The 14,462-nt window shown below is 72.3% G+C and carries 12 protein-coding genes; 8 read left to right on the top strand and 4 right to left on the bottom strand.

The genetic code is table 11. The features are described from left to right. Positions 1–96: 96 nt before the first annotated feature. Both ACH4TL_RS25210 and ACH4TL_RS25205 read left to right on the top strand, forming a co-directional pair. Positions 97–1,014 (top strand): DUF3027 domain-containing protein, encoded by a 918-nt coding sequence (locus ACH4TL_RS25210; RefSeq protein ID WP_398319156.1) that lies wholly within the window; start codon positions 97–99, stop codon positions 1,012–1,014. 421 nt (positions 1,015–1,435) lie between these two features. Next, the gene (locus ACH4TL_RS25205) at positions 1,436–4,753 is read left to right on the top strand and encodes a sacsin N-terminal ATP-binding-like domain-containing protein (protein WP_398319707.1); all 3,318 of its coding nucleotides are present in this window, start codon (positions 1,436–1,438) and stop codon (positions 4,751–4,753) included. A gap of 176 nt (positions 4,754–4,929) precedes the next feature. Here the strand turns inward: ACH4TL_RS25205 and ACH4TL_RS25200 are convergent, their stop codons facing one another. Beyond that, positions 4,930–5,748: an SAM-dependent methyltransferase gene (locus tag ACH4TL_RS25200; RefSeq protein ID WP_398319159.1), complete on the bottom strand. Its 819-nt coding sequence runs from the start codon at positions 5,746–5,748 to the stop codon at positions 4,930–4,932. Between the two features lie 196 nt (positions 5,749–5,944). Here ACH4TL_RS25200 and ACH4TL_RS25195 point away from each other — a divergent pair, with 196 nt between their 5' ends. Beyond that, positions 5,945–6,700, top strand: a complete 756-nt coding sequence (locus ACH4TL_RS25195) for a calcium-binding protein (protein WP_398319162.1) — start codon at positions 5,945–5,947, stop codon at positions 6,698–6,700. A 31-nt stretch (positions 6,701–6,731) separates the two neighbouring features. Here the strand turns inward: ACH4TL_RS25195 and ACH4TL_RS25190 are convergent, their stop codons facing one another. After that, positions 6,732–6,989, bottom strand: a complete 258-nt coding sequence (locus tag ACH4TL_RS25190) for a DUF2530 domain-containing protein (protein WP_398319164.1) — start codon at positions 6,987–6,989, stop codon at positions 6,732–6,734. Between the two features lie 192 nt (positions 6,990–7,181). Between ACH4TL_RS25190 and ACH4TL_RS25185 the strand changes: the two genes are divergently transcribed. The 4 genes from ACH4TL_RS25185 (at position 7,182) to thpR (ending at position 11,212) form a co-directional block, all read left to right on the top strand. Then, positions 7,182–8,657 carry an NCS2 family permease gene (locus tag ACH4TL_RS25185; protein ID WP_398319166.1) on the top strand — a complete coding sequence of 492 codons (1,476 nt, stop codon included), beginning with the start codon at positions 7,182–7,184 and terminating at the stop codon, positions 8,655–8,657. 121 nt (positions 8,658–8,778) lie between these two features. Next, the gene (locus tag ACH4TL_RS25180; RefSeq protein WP_398319169.1) at positions 8,779–9,243 is read left to right on the top strand and encodes a MarR family winged helix-turn-helix transcriptional regulator; all 465 of its coding nucleotides are present in this window, start codon (positions 8,779–8,781) and stop codon (positions 9,241–9,243) included. Between the two features lie 32 nt (positions 9,244–9,275). Beyond that, the gene (locus tag ACH4TL_RS25175; RefSeq protein ID WP_398319172.1) at positions 9,276–10,649 is read left to right on the top strand and encodes an MFS transporter; all 1,374 of its coding nucleotides are present in this window, start codon (positions 9,276–9,278) and stop codon (positions 10,647–10,649) included. Then, positions 10,649–11,212 carry an RNA 2',3'-cyclic phosphodiesterase gene (gene thpR, locus ACH4TL_RS25170; protein ID WP_398319175.1) on the top strand — a complete coding sequence of 188 codons (564 nt, stop codon included), beginning with the start codon at positions 10,649–10,651 and terminating at the stop codon, positions 11,210–11,212. The genes ACH4TL_RS25175 and thpR overlap by 1 nt, the downstream gene beginning before the upstream one ends. A gap of 191 nt (positions 11,213–11,403) precedes the next feature. Here thpR and ACH4TL_RS25165 read toward each other — a convergent pair whose 3' ends face one another. Together ACH4TL_RS25165 and ACH4TL_RS25160 are read right to left on the bottom strand one after the other, a co-directional pair. Next, on the bottom strand, positions 11,404–12,402 hold the full coding sequence (locus ACH4TL_RS25165; protein ID WP_398319178.1) for an aldo/keto reductase: 999 nt from the start codon (positions 12,400–12,402) through the stop codon (positions 11,404–11,406). 185 nt (positions 12,403–12,587) lie between these two features. After that, on the bottom strand, positions 12,588–13,139 hold the full coding sequence (locus ACH4TL_RS25160; protein WP_398319181.1) for a hypothetical protein: 552 nt from the start codon (positions 13,137–13,139) through the stop codon (positions 12,588–12,590). 272 nt (positions 13,140–13,411) lie between these two features. On the opposite strand from ACH4TL_RS25160, the gene ACH4TL_RS25155 reads away from it, so the two are divergent. After that, complete coding sequence (locus ACH4TL_RS25155) at positions 13,412–14,434, top strand: hypothetical protein (protein ID WP_398319184.1); 1,023 nt, start codon at positions 13,412–13,414, stop codon at positions 14,432–14,434. The last annotated feature ends 28 nt before the right edge of the window (positions 14,435–14,462 follow it).

Raw genomic sequence — 14,462 nt, 5'->3', positions numbered from 1 at the left:
TACGGTCCGCTCCGTCCGCAGTCCCGCCGTCCGGCCGTACGGCTGGCGCACTCGTCAGACGACGGCTGAGACGGCGTGGAAGAGAGAATCGATCCTGTGAGTGCTGCGATGCGGAGCCGTACCCCCGACCGTCTGTGCGCCGAGGCGGTCGAACTCGCCCGCGAGGCGGCGGCCGAGGCGGCCTTCCCGGGGACGGTCGGTGAGTACGAGGGGGCGATCGCCGAGGGCGACCGCGTCGTCACCCACTTCTTCGGGAGCGCCGAACCGGGCTATCGCGGCTGGCGCTGGGCGGTCACCGTAACCCGCGCCTCCCGCGCGAAGATCGTCACCCTGGCCGAGACGGTGCTGCTCCCCGGCTCCGACGCGCTCCTCGCCCCCGAGTGGGTGCCGTGGAGCGAGCGGCTCCGCCCCGGCGACATGGGCCCCGGCGACCTGCTCCCCACCGACGCCGAGGATCTGCGCCTGGAGCCCGGCTACTCGGGCGAGGACGCCCCGCCGCCCAACTCCGTCGTCTCCGAGGAGATGCAGCAGCTCGCGGCGGTGGAGGAGGCCGACGTGACGCCCGGCCCGCCGTCCGCCCAGTCCGCCGCGCCCGTCACCGGCTCCATCGCGGGCCTCGCCGAGGAACTGGGCATGCGCCGCGCCCGGGTGCTCTCCCGCTACGGGCTGCACGTCGCCGCCGACCGCTGGGACGATGCGTACGGCGCGAAGAGCTCGATGGCGCAGGCCGCCCCCGGCACGTGCGTGACCTGCGGCTTCCTGATGCCTCTCGCGGGCTCGCTGAAGCAGGCGTTCGGCGTGTGCGCCAATGAGTTCAGCCCGGCGGACGGCCGCGTGGTCTCCCTCGCGTACGGCTGCGGCGCCCACTCCGAGGCCGCCGTGATGCCCAAGCCCCCGCGCCCGGCCGAGCCGGTGGTCGACGAGACGGTCGTCGAACCGATGCCGCTGCACCCGGACCGCACGGGCGGCTCGGTGGAGCCGGACGCCCCGGCGGAGGAACTGGGCCACTCCTGAGGCCCGGCCCGCAGGCGGGGTAGCCCCGGCGGCCGGGCGGCCGCCGCACCCGCCACCCCGCCGCGCGGGCTGCTTCGACGGCGCCTGCGGCCCCGCCCGCGCGGGCCGCGTCGGCGCGGTGCCCTGTGGCCGGTCGCTCGGGCCGAACCGTGGCCGCGCGGGGCGCGCCCGTGGCTCCGGCCACCCGCGGCCCGGCCGGGCCGGACCATCCGCGTCAGCGGGCCCCTGCTCCACCACATGCCGGGCCGCCCGTGGCATTCGCCCGCGCCCGCCGAGCGTCCCCCCCACCGCGCGGGGCGTACCCGCCCCGTCCCTGTCCCTCGCCTGGGGAGGGCGGGACGCGTGGGTGTACCGGATGGGGGTACGTTCGCGGTCTAGCAATGTGGAATGGACCCGGAGGCGATACGTGAGCAGCACGGCGATGGTGCGAGGCGCGACCGAGGACGCGGATCCCTTCGGGACCGCGCGGCTGCGGCGCGGCGTGCTGGACGCCTGGGCCGCGTCGTCCGCACGGTTCCGGGAGGACGCCAACGCGGAGGAGGACCTGGCGCTCGGCGGCCATCGCGACCGGCTGGTCGTGGAGCTGGCCCAGAACGCGGCCGACGCCGCCGCCCGCGTCGGCGTGCCCGGGCGGCTGCGGCTGACGCTGCGCCCGGCGACGGACGGCGAACCGGCCGTGCTGGTCGCCGCGAACACCGGCGCGCCGCTGGACGCCGCCGGGGCCGAGTCGCTGTCGACGCTGCGCGCGTCGGCCAAGCGGGACGAGGACCCGGGGCGGGCCGTGGGCCGGTTCGGGGTGGGCTTCGCCGCGGTGCTCGCGGTGAGCGACGAGCCCGCGGTGGTGGGCCGCTCCGGCGGGGTGCGCTGGTCACTGGCGGAGGCCCGCGAGCTGGCCCACGAGGCGGCGCTGCGCAGCCCCGGCCTCGCGGACGAGCTGCGCCGCCGTGACGGTCACGTACCGCTGCTGCGGCTGCCGCTGCCCGCCGAGGGCAGTGCGCCCGAGGGGTACGACACGGTCGTGGTGCTGCCGCTGCGCGACGGCGCGGCGCTGGACGTGGCGGAGCGGCTGCTGGCGGCGGTGGACGACGCGCTGCTGCTGACCCTGCCGGGGCTGACCGAGGTCGTGGTGGAGACGGTCGAGGGCGTGCGGACGCTGCGGCGCGCCGAGGAGGGCCCGTACGCGGTCATCGAGGACGAAGGCGCGCAGGGGCGCCGTACGACGCGTTGGCGCACCGAGCGCGCGAGCGGCGAGCTGGCCGCGGAGCTGCTCGCCGACCGCCCGGTGGAGGAGCGGCTGCGCCCGGTGTGGTCGGTGACCTGGGCGGTGCCGGTGGACGCCGAGGGCGCGCCGGTGCGGCCCGCGACGGCGCCGGTCGTGCACGCGCCGACGCCGACCGACGAGCCGCTGGGGCTGCCCGCGCTGCTGATCGCCTCGTTCCCGCTGGAGCCCACCCGCCGTCACACCGCGCCGGGACCGCTCACCGACTTCCTGGTGGAGCGCGCGGCCGAGGCGTACGCGACGCTGCTGCGCGACTGGCATCCGGTGGGGACGGGCACGATCGGCCTGGTGCCGGGCCTGCTGGGCAAGGGCGAGCTGGACGGGGAGCTGCGGGCGCGGGTGCTGGAGCGGCTGCCGCGGGTGCCGTTCCTGCCGAGCGCGGCCGCGCCGAACGCGTTCGAGCAGGAGGCGGCGGCGCAGGACGCGGACGCCGGGCTCGGCCGGGACGACGCGGTGCTCGCGCGCGGCACCTTCGAGGGCGAGCCGTACGCGCTGCGCCCGCGCGACGCGGAGATCGTGGAGGGCGCGGGCGCGGAGACCGTGGAGGTGCTGGCCGAGCTGTTCCCGACGCTGCTGCCCGCCGGGCTGGAGCGGCGGCAGGAGCTGCGGGCGCTGGAGGTGGCCCGGGTACCGCTGGGCGAGGTGATCGACCGGCTGGCGGGCGTCGAGCGCGCCCCGGCCTGGTGGCGGCGGCTGTACGACGCGCTGGCCGGGACGGACCCGGACCGGCTGAGCGGGCTGCCGGTGCCGCTGGCGGACGGCCGGACGACGATCGGGCCCCGGCAGGTGCTGCTGCCGCTGCCGGGAGACGTAGATGGAGGGGACGGCGGGAGCCCCGTCGAGGAGGGCGGCGAGGGCTCGGCGGGCGAGACGCACCGCACCCTGGCCCGCCTCGGCCTGAAGGTCGCGCATCCGGAGGCCGCGCATCCGCTGCTGGAGAAGCTGGGTGCGACGCCCGCCACCCCGCGTGCCGTGCTGAGGACGCCCCAGGTGCGGGCCGCGGTCGCGCATTCGCTGGAGGCGGAGGACGAGTACGACCCGTATCCGGAGGAGGGCGCGGTGCCCGGCGCCGCGCTGGACCCGGACACCCTGGCCGACACCGTGCTCGGCCTGGTCCAGCAGGCCCGGCTGGCGCCCGGCGACGAGCCGTGGCTGGCCGCGCTCGCGCTGCCGGACGAGGACGGGGAGCTGGCGCCCGCCGGTGAGCTGGTTCTCCCCGGCGGCGCCTTCGAGCAGGTGATGCGGGAGGGCGAGCTGGCCGCGTGCGACGCGGACCTCGCCGAGCGCTGGGGTGAGCAGCCGCTGTCAGCGGTGGGCGTGCTGGCCGGTTTCACCCTGGTCCGGGCCACCGACGTGGTGCTGGACCCGGACGAACTGGAACCCCGCGAGGGCGACTTCGCCGAGCCGGACGACGTGGGCGTGCTGGACGCCGTGGACGTGTGGTGCGAGGACGCGCTGGACCGGCTGCCGGAGACCCCGGTGCCGCCGGTGGCCACCGAGATCGTCGCCGTGCGCGATCTGGACCTGGTGGACGACGACGCCTGGCCGCGCGCCCTGGCCATGCTGGCCCAGCCGCCGCTGCGGGACGCCCTGACCCAGCGGGTGCGCGTCCTGCTGCCGGACGGCACGACGGAGTCGGTGCGCTCGTACACCGCGTGGTGGCTGCGCGGCCATCCGGTGCTGGACGGCCGCCGCCCTGCCGGGCTGCGTGCGGCCGGCGGCGATCCGCTGCTGGCCGGGCTGTACGAGGCGGTGGACGCGGCCGGGTTCGAGGACGAGCAGGTGCTGCGGGCGCTCGGCGTACGGACGTCCGTGGCGGCGCTGCTGGACGAGCCGGGCGGCGCGGCCGAGCTGCTGGGGCGGCTGTCCGACCCGGACCGCCCGGTGACCCCGGCCCAGCTGCACGCGATCTACGGCCTGCTGGCGGACCTCGACCCCGAGCAGGTGACCCTGCCGGACGAGCTGCGCGCCGTCGTGGACGGCGAGCCGCGGGTGGTCGACGCGGACGGGGTGCTGGTCGCCGACGCGCCCGATCTGATGCCGCTGGCCGAGGCGGACGGCCGCGCCCTGCTGCCGGTGCGCCCGGGGCGGGCGGCGGAGCTGGCGGAGCTGTTCCAGGTGCGGCGGCTGAGCGAGGCGTACCCGGCGCCGGTGGCCTCGCAGGGTGAGACGCACGAGGTCCCGGCGGCGGTCCGCGAACTGCTTCCGCACGCGCCGCTGTCGTACGTCGAGCACGAGGAGCTGCTGATCGAGGGCGGCACCGAGCTGGACTGGCGCTACGTGGGCGGGGCCGACGGGCCCGCGGGCACCGGCGGCACCCTGCACGCCTCGACGGTCGAGGGCGTGGCGGCGGGCCTGTCCTGGGCGGCGGGCCACTGGTCCCGCCGGTTCGAGGTGGCGGCGCTGCTGGAGGACCTGACCCGCACTGAGGAGCTGGCCCGGGCCCGCTGGTTCGACTAGGCCCTGTCCGGCGGATCTTCGCGGGCCCGCGACGCCTGGCACGGCACCTCGCTGCGTTGTCGGGATCGTCCGAGTACGACCCGGTACGAGGACGACCCTCCGCCTTGCGATGCACCGCACCAGACGCCGCGGGCTGATCCACGAAGATCCGCCGGACAGGACCTAGACGAGACCCATCAGGGTTTGCGGGCCACGCCCGCGAAGATCCACAGGTCCAGGGCCTCCGCCGCGGCCCTGGCCTCTTCGCTCTCGGGGCGCCAGTGGTGCGGCATCACCACGCCGGGTTCGACCAGCTCCAGTCCGTCGAAGAACGCCAGGATCTCCTCGCGGGTGCGGCCCTGGACGTGGATGCCGCTGGCCCGGTAGAGCCGGGTGACCGCGTCGGAGACCTCGCCGCGGGGGTCGAGCCCGCCGTGGGAGAGGACCAGATAGCTGCCGGGGGCCAGGGGTTCGAGCAGCTCCCGCACGATGTGGTGCGGCTTCTGCTCGTTCGCGATGAAGTGCATCACCGCGTTGAGCGACAGTGCGACCGGCTCGCTCAGGTCGAGCGTGTCGTGCAGCTCGTCGGCGTCCAGGATGGACCGCGGGTCGGTGATGTCGGCGTGCATGTAGGTGGTGCGACCCTCGGGCGAGGAGAGCAGCAGGGCCTGGGCGTAGGCCAGCACGATGGGGTCGTTGTCCGCGTAGAGGACCCGGGCGTCCGGGGCGGCCTTCTGGGCTATCTGGTGCAGGTTGGGCTCGGTGGGGATGCCGGTCCCGATGTCGAGGAACTGCCGGACGCCCGCCTCGGTGGCGAGCCAGTGGGTGGCCCGGTGCATGAAGGACCGGTTGGCGCGGGTCCACGGCTTGACGTCGGGCCAGACGGCCTCGACCTGCCGGGCGGCCTCGGTGTCGGCCGCGTAGTGGGTCTTGCCGCCCAGGAAGTAGTCGTACATGCGCGCCGAATGCGGCTTGCTGGTGTCGATTTCGGCGGAGCGAAAACGGTGACCGGTCATACCGGGCATGTTACTGAGTGGTTGTCAGCCAGAGGTGACGTTCTCTCAAGAAACAGGTTTCGTGAAGCCCCAGTGATGTTGTGAAAAGCCGGTGAAAATCGTACAGTTGCGCCACACTCGGCTCCAGGTTCGCGTCGGCGCCCCTCTCGGCGCAGGTCAACGCGGCGGAGCCGCTTCATCTTGTGGGGGAACACAGATGCGCAAGCGCATGACCTTTGCCGTGCTCGCCACCGCGACCGCGGCAGCCCTCGGGGGGCTCGCCGTACCGGCGGCGCAGGCGGCCGGTTCCGGCGACACGACGATCAGCGATGTGACGGTGGGCAACGTCGTCCTCGGTACCTCGGGCGCCAAGAAGTTCACGGTCTCGCTGACCGCGAAGGACGACTCGGGCATCCAGAACGTCGACATGTACCTGGAAGGCCCGTCGTACGGGTACGCGAACCCGAGCGGCTTCGCGTGCGCGACGTCGTCCGACGACCCGGCCACCTCGACCTGCAAGGCGACCTTCATCCTGGATCCGCAGGTCGACTTCGTCGACAACAGCGTGGCGGGCCGGTGGTACGCCAACGTGTGGGTCGACGCCAAGGACGGCGACTACCTGAGCGCCGACAAGGCCGGGTCCTTCGCGGTGCAGCGCGCCTCGAAGCTGACCGTCGACGCCACGCCGGAGCCGGTCAAGAAGGGCAAGACGATCACGGTCACCGGCGCCCTGACCCGCGCCAACTGGGAGACCGGTGCGTACGCGGGCTACACCGTCCAGCCGGTGAACCTTGAGTTCCGGAAGGCGGACAGCTCCACCTACTCCGTCGTGAAGACGGTGAAGTCGGGCAGCGGCGGGGCGCTCAAGACGACCGTGAAGGCCGCCCAGGACGGCTGGTTCCGCTGGAACTTCGCGGGCACCAGCACCACCCCGCCGGTCAAGGCGGGCGGTGACTACGTGGATGTGAAGTAACCCACGCCACGCACGCGCCGCGGGGCGCGGTTCATCCGGCGTCGCTCTCCGAGGAGCGCTGGATGGCCGCGTCCCGCGCCCGTACGTACCAGATGCCCAGCAGCCCGAGGCCGCCGCCGGTCAGGCAGGTCCACAGCCACCACAGATGACCGTGGTCCGCGTACCAGCCGTAGAACGGGAGCTGGGCGAGGAAGAGGACGAACCACACGATGGTGCCGCCGGTGATGGTGGCGACGACATTGCCCTCCAGGGGTGCAGGCGCTTCGTGCCGGGGTGTCCACTTCGTCATGTGTCCCAGCTTACGGGGGTGCTGGTCGCGGGTTTGCGGGCGCGGTGGGTGCGGGAGGACCGGGACGGAGCGGACGGTTTGGCGATCCGCGATTCATATATTCATACTGAACCGTTCTGGGTCTGGGTGGAATGTCCTGTGTGATCCTCCAAGAGGCCCGCTTCACGAGTTCACCATCACCTGAGGTCCGTCATGTCTCCCTCGGCCAGCGAGCCGGTCGATGCCGCACAGCAGGCGCCGACACCGCCCATGAACCGCCCGTCCTTCGTCGACGGGTTCTTCAAGATCAGCGAGCGCGGCTCCTCGCCGTCCCGGGAGATCCGCGGCGGCCTGGCCACGTTCTTTGCGATGGCGTACATCATCGTGCTGAACCCGATCATCCTTGGATCGGGCGAGGACATGTACAAGCACCATCTGGACAACGGCCAGCTGGTCACCGCGACCGCCCTGATGGCGGGCCTGACCACGCTGCTCATGGGCGTCATCGGCAACGTGCCGATCGCCCTCGCCGCGGGCCTCGGCATCAACGCCGTCGTCTCGCTCCAGCTCGCCCCCAAGATGAGCTGGCCGGACGCGATGGGCATGGTCGTCCTCGCCGGTCTGGTGCTGATGGTCCTGGTCGCCTCCGGGCTGCGGCAGCGCGTGATGGACGCGATCCCCGGCGGGCTGCGGCGCGCGATCGCGATCGGCATCGGCCTGTTCATCGCCCTGATCGGCCTGGTCGACTCCGGCTTCGTCACCCGTAACCCGGACGCCGCGCACACCACCGTTCCGCTGGGCCTCGGCATCGAGGGCAAGCTCCAGGGCTGGCCCGTGCTGATCTTCGTGGTCGGGCTCGCGCTCACCTTCGTGCTGGTCGTCCGCAAGACCCGGGGCGCGATCCTGATCGGCATCGTGGTCATGACACTGGTCGCGATCGCGATCAACGCCGTCACCTCCACCCCCGACGCGAGCTGGGGCCTGACCGTGCCCACCGTGCCGGACACGCTGGTGGCGACCCCGGACTTCGGGCTCGTGGGGCAGGTCAGCCTCTTCGGCGGCTTCGAGAAGGTCGGCGTCCTGACCGGCTGCCTCTTCGTCTTCACCGTCCTGCTGTCCGGCTTCTTCGACGCGATGGGGACGATCATCGGCGTCGGCGAGGAGGCCGGGCTGACCGACGAGCGCGGCCAGCTGCCCGGCATGGGCCGGATCCTGATGGTGGACGGCGTCGCGGTCGCGGGCGGCGGCTTCGGCTCGGCGTCGGCCAACACCTGCTTCGTGGAGTCCACGGCGGGCGTCGGGGAGGGCGCGCGCACCGGTCTGGCCAACGTGGTGACCGGCGGCCTCTTCCTGCTCGCGCTGGTCTTCACCCCGCTGGCGAAGGTCGTCCCGTCGCAGGCCGCGACCCCGGCGCTGGTGGTCGTCGGCTTCATGATCATGGCGGCGAACGTCCAGGAGATCGACTGGAGCGACTCCACGGTCGCGGTCCCGGCCTTCCTGACCATGATCGCGATGCCGTTCACGTACAGCATCACCAACGGCATCGGCCTCGGCGTGCTGTCGTACCTGCTGCTGCGCCTCGCGACCCGGCGGGTCAGGGACATCCCGTGGCTGCTGGCCGCCGTGGGCCTGTGCTTCCTGGTCTACTTCCTGCTGCACCCGATCGAGCAGGCCCTCGGCGTCGTGTGACCCCGGGTGATCCCGTGTGATCACGTGTGCTCCGGTGCGTCTCCTCACCCGTATGGGGGAGTGAGCGAGGACACCCGTCTCCAGGTTTCATTAGGCGAGGTAATGAGTTATGCTAAAGACCATGCCGGATCCGTCCCGCCTTCCGTCGCCCCCGGCGGAAGAGCCCCTTGATGACGCGGCCGCGGTCAGCGCTCTGCGGTCGGCAGTGATGCGCCTGTCGCGACGGCTGAAGCATCAGCGTGTCGACGAGTCGCTGAGCCCCACGGAGATGTCGGTGCTGGGCACCCTCGCCGGGTGCGGCTCCGCCACCCCCGGTGAGCTGGCGCGCAAGGAGCACGTGCAGCCGCCGTCGATGACGCGCATCGTGGCCCTGCTGGAGGCCAAGGGACTGGTCAGGCTGGAGCCGCACCAGGAGGACCGGCGACAGAAAGTGGTGTCGCCGACCGAGCGGGCCGAGGCCATGCTCGAAGAGAGCCGGCGCAAGCGCAACGCCTGGCTGAGCGAACTGGTCGGGCAGCTGTCCGAGGACGAGTGGGAGACGCTGCGCGCCGCCGCGCCCGTCCTGGAGAAGCTCGCGCGCATGTAGGAGAACACCGAGCAGCCTGGAGGCGAACGAACTTGAGTACGGGACCCGGAGCAGACTCCGCACCCGCACCGCACACCGACTCTTCCGCCGGTAGCCCGGCGGACTCCGCCAAGGGCGGAATGTTCCGTTCACTCAGGGTCCGCAACTATCGGCTCTTCGCGACCGGTGCCGTGATCTCCAACACCGGCACCTGGATGTCGCGTATCGCCCAGGACTGGCTGGTCCTCAGCCTCACTCACTCCTCCACGGCGGTGGGCATCACCACCGCGCTCCAGTTCCTGCCCATGCTGCTCTTCGGCCTGTACGGCGGCGTGATCGCCGACCGGTACCCGCGGCGGAAGCTGCTGCTCTTCACCCAGACCGCGCTCGGGCTGTGCGGTCTGGCGCTGGCCACGCTCACCCTGAGCGGGCACGTCCAGGTCTGGCACGTCTACCTGATCGCGTTCCTGCTCGGCATGGTCACCGTCGTCGACAACCCGACCCGTCAGGTCTTCGTCAACGAGATGGTCGGCCCCCGCGATCTGCGCAACGCGGTCAGCCTCAACTCCGCGAACTTCCAGTCCGCCCGGCTGATCGGCCCCGCGGTCGCCGGTGTCCTGATCACCGCCGTCGGCAGCGGCTGGGCCTTCCTGATCAACGGCCTCTCCTTCGGCGCCCCGCTCGTCGGCCTGCTGCTGATGCGCACCAGCGAGCTGCACCCGGTCAAGCGCGCGCCGCGCGGCAAGGGACAGCTGCGCGAGGGCCTGCGGTACGTCGGCAGCCGCCCCGATCTGCTGTGGCCGATCGTCCTGGTCGGCTTCATCGGCACCTTCGGCTTCAACTTCCCGATCTGGCTCAGCGCCTTCGCCGACGATGTCTTCCACGCAGGGCCCGGTACGTACGGCCTGCTCAACACCCTGATCGCGGCCGGTTCCGTCACCGGCGCCCTGCTCGCCGCCCGCCGTGTCACCACCCGGCGGCGGCTGCTGGTCGGGGCGGCCCTGCTGTTCGGCGTGCTGGAGGTGGCGGCCGCGGTGACCCCGTACTTCTGGCTGTTCGCCGCGCTGATGGTGCCGGTCGGGATCTTCAGCCTGACCTTCAACGTCACGGCCAACTCCAGCGTCCAGCTCGCCACCGACCCCGCGATGCGCGGCCGGGTGATGAGCCTGTTCATGATGGTCTTCGTCGGCGGCACCCCCATCGGCGGCCCGCTCATCGGCTGGGTCACCGACACCTGGGGCGCCCGGGTCGGCTTCGCCTTCGGCGGCCTGATCTCCGCCGCCGCCGCGGTCGCGGTGGGCCTGATGCTGGCCCGCGCGGGCGGCCTCCGGCTCAAGGTGGCCTGGCGCCGTGGCCACCCGCAGGTGGCGTTCGTGCCGAGGGTCCAGGAGGAACGGCTGGCTCCGGCTCCAGCTCCGGCGGCGTGATGAGACTCTTCGCCGCCGTCCTGCCCCCCGAACCGGTCCTCACCGAGCTGGGGGCCCGGGTCGACGCACTGCACCGGCTCCCCGGCGCGGACACCCTGCGTTGGACCGAGCGCCCCGGCTGGCACCTCACCCTCGCGTTCTACGGGGAGGTCACCGACGACGTCCGCCCCGAGCTGGACACCCGGCTGGCCCGCGCCGCGCACCGCCACCACCCGCATCAGCTGCGGCTGGCGGGCGGCGGCCGGTTCTCCGACCGCGCCCTGTGGGCGGGCGTCGAGGGCGACCGCACCGCCCTGCGGGGGCTCGCCGACTCCGCGGCCGCGGGCGGCCGGCGCATCGGCATCGACGTGAACCAGAAGCGCCCGTACCACCCCCACCTCACCGTCGCCCGCAACCGCTCCACCACCCGCCTCGCGCCGTTCGCCGAGGACCTCACCGGCTTCGCGGGCCGCGACTGGACGGTGCGGGAGCTGAGCCTGGTCCACAGCCGTCCTCCGGCCCCCGGGGTGCCCGGGGCGCAGCCGCGGTACGAGGTGGTGGCGGCCTGGCCGCTGGGCGGCTGAGCGGCCCGGCTAACCTCGGGGTGTGGACCCGAAGACCAGAAACATGATCATGAGTGGTGCCCTGGTGATGATCCTCGTCGTGGTGGCCGTCGCGGCCGCCTTCGGAGGATGAGCCGCCGGGGGCCCGAACAGGCGAACAGGCAGGGGGTGTGACCGCACGCGGTCACACCCCTCCGTATCTCCGGGTACGGCTACCAGGCGAACGCCTCCGGCGTCGGCCCCGGGCCCGGGAAGATCTCGTCCAGCGCGCCCAGCACCTCGTCGCTCAGCGTCAGCTCGGACGCCCGTACCGCCGAGGCCAGCTGCTCGGCCGTGCGCGGCCCCACGATGGGACCGGTGACCCCGGGGCGGGTCAGCAGCCAGGCCAGGGCCACCTCGCCGGGCTCCAGACCGTGCTTGTCGAGCAGGTCCTCGTAACGCTGGATCTGCTCGCGCACCGCCGTGTTCTTCAGCGCGTCGGCGGCCCGGCCGCCCGCGGTGCGGGCACCGGCGCCGCCCTCCCGCTCCTTGCGGATCGCGCCGCCGAGCAGCCCGCCGTGCAGCGGGGACCAGGGGATGATGCCGAGGCCGTACGCCTGCGCGGCCGGGATCACGTCCATCTCGGCGCGCCGCTCGGCCAGGTTGTACAGGCACTGCTCGCTGACCAGGCCGTACGAATTGCGGCGCCGGGCCGTCTCGTTGGCCTGCGCGATGTGCCAGCCCGCGTGGTTGGAGGACCCGGCGTAGAGGATCTTGCCCTGCTGGACGAGGACGTCGATGGCCTGCCAGATCTCGTCCCACGGGGTCGAGCGGTCGACGTGGTGGAACTGGTAGAGGTCGATGTGATCGGTGCCCAGCCGCTTGAGGCTCGCGTCCACGGCCCGGCGGATGTTGAGCGCGGAGAGCTTGTCGGTGTTGGGCCAGGGCTCGCCGTCGGCGGCCATGTTGCCGTACACCTTGGTGGCGATGACGGTCTTCTCGCGCCGTCCGCCGCCCTTGCCGAACCAGCTTCCGACGATCTCCTCGGTGCGGCCCTTGTTCTCGCCCCACCCGTACACATTGGCGGTGTCGAAGAAGTTGATGCCCGCGTCGAGCGCGGCATCCATGATGGCGTGGCTGTCGGCCTCATCGGTCTGCGGGCCGAAGTTCATGGTGCCGAGGACCAGTCGGCTGACCTTGAGACCAGTACGTCCGAGCTGTGTGTACTCCATGGACCCAGCCAATCTCTTGGAGTGCGCTCTAATCAAGAGCGGCCCCCTCAAGAGCGGCGCCTCAAGAGCAGCCTCGGGCCGGAAAACCCGGAGGCCCGCTTTTTGGCCCCCCGTCGCGGTCAAAAAGCGGGCTACCGGAATCTCCGGAATGGTGGTTGCTCCCGGCTGGTCGCTGAGCTGGTTGCTCAGCGGCTTGCGCGGGTCTTCAGGAATCCGAGGACACCGAAGACGAGAATCATCAGCGCACCGGCGAGAGCGATGTAGATTCCGGGTCCAGGAGTGAGGTCGTACAGCTTCGCGGCCTGCTCCGCCGCCTTTTCGGCGACCTTCGCGGAGACTCCTTCCTCATCCTGGAGCTTCTGGGCGAGCAGCCGCTCGGGGGACGCCATGTTGATGGCGAGGACAATCGCCGTGGCGAGCCCGGTGGCCGCCCCGATCAGGTAGACCACCCCCTTCTTGGTGGCCAGGGCGGCGAGCATGAGCACCGCTCCGACCAGGGCGATGATCAGCGTGATGATGCCGTCGCCGTCGATGCCCTTGACGCCGCCGTCGGCCGCGTCGGAGGTGGACACCACCCAGTTCACACTGGACCCGGCCGCTGCGAGGACTGCACCGACCGCTCCGAGCACCGCGAACTTCTTCGGCGGTGCGGCCGCCGCGCCTCCGCCCGGGTTACCGGCGGGGAACATCGGCGGAGGCGCGGTTTGCGCCGAAGAGGAATGGCTGTATTCGCTCATGGGTAATGACCGTAGGGGCGGCCTTTATGGAAAGCAATGCCCCCGCCCGCTATGCCGCCGATGACCGATTAATTCTTGCCGCAAATAATCCCCGGATGGATTCAAATAATCTGCGGGTTACGTGGGCGGTCCGGCCGCCACGAATTATTTACGTACGTTATCCGGCTGTAATTCAGGGGCGGGTGCGGGCGCGAGCGAAGGCGGACCGGGCAACGTGCCCCGGCGGCCGTAACGCGACGTCCGCACCCCGCCGGGATGGCAGTCTTGGGCCCATGCGTCCGCTTCCGTACGTCCTCGGTGCCGCCGTGCTGGCGGCCCTGCCCGTCGCCCTCCCCGCTCCCGCGGCGGCCGACGGCTCGTCCCCGTCCTCGTTCACGATCGAGGACCCCCGCATCACCGAGTCCAGCGGGCTCGCCGCGAGCCGGGCCCACCCCGGGGTCTACTGGACGCACAACGACAGCTCGGACGGGCCGTACGTCTACGCCGTCGACAGCAAGACCGGGAAGACGGTCGCCCGGGTCACCCTGCGCGGCATAGGCCGCCCCCGGGACGTGGAGGCGATCTCGGTAGGGCCCGACGGCAACGTGTACGTCGGCGACATCGGCGACAACCTCGGCGGCACCTGGCCCCATGTGTGGATCTACCGCTTCCCCGAGCCCAAGGTCCTCAAGGACACCACGGTCACCGCGACCCAGTACACCGTCCAGTACCAGGGCGGGCCGCGCAACGCCGAGGCGATGATGGTCCACCCGAAGACCGGCCGGGTCTACATCGCCAGCAAGAGCGACGACGACCCCGGGCTGTACGAGGCACCCGCCACGCTCTCCCCGCAGGGCACCAACGTCTTCCGCCGGGTCGCCGACCTCGACATGGAGGTCACCGACGGCGCCTTCTCCCCGGACGGCAGCCGCCTGGTGCTCCGCGGCTACTTCGCGGCCTCCGAGTACCGCTGGACGAACGGCAAGCCGCGACAGCTCAAGGACGAGCCGGGGCTGCCGATCCAGCGCCAGGGCGAGTCGGTGACCTTCACCCCGGACGGCGGCACGCTCATGTACGGCACGGAGGGCCCGAGCAGCAAGGTCACCGCGGTGGACCTCGGCGGGGAGCTGCTGCCGGACGCGACCGCGAAGAAGCAGAAGAAGGACGGGGAGTACTCCTCGCGCCCCGACGGCAAGCAGAGCGCCGACGAGGACGAGAAGAACCGCACCCTGATGAAGGCCGCCCTCACCTTCGGCGGCGCGCTGGTGCTGTTCCTCGGGCTGCGGCGGCTGGTCCGCCGCCGCCCGTCGTCGTAGGAGCGGCGTAGCGCCCGTCGTGCAGCAG

Source organism: Streptomyces sp. NPDC021115, from assembly GCF_044333065.1.
Classification (GTDB): Bacteria; Actinomycetota; Actinomycetes; order Streptomycetales; family Streptomycetaceae; genus Streptomyces.
Note: the sequence above shows the minus strand (reverse complement) of the source record. Positions and strands in the feature narration are given on the sequence as shown.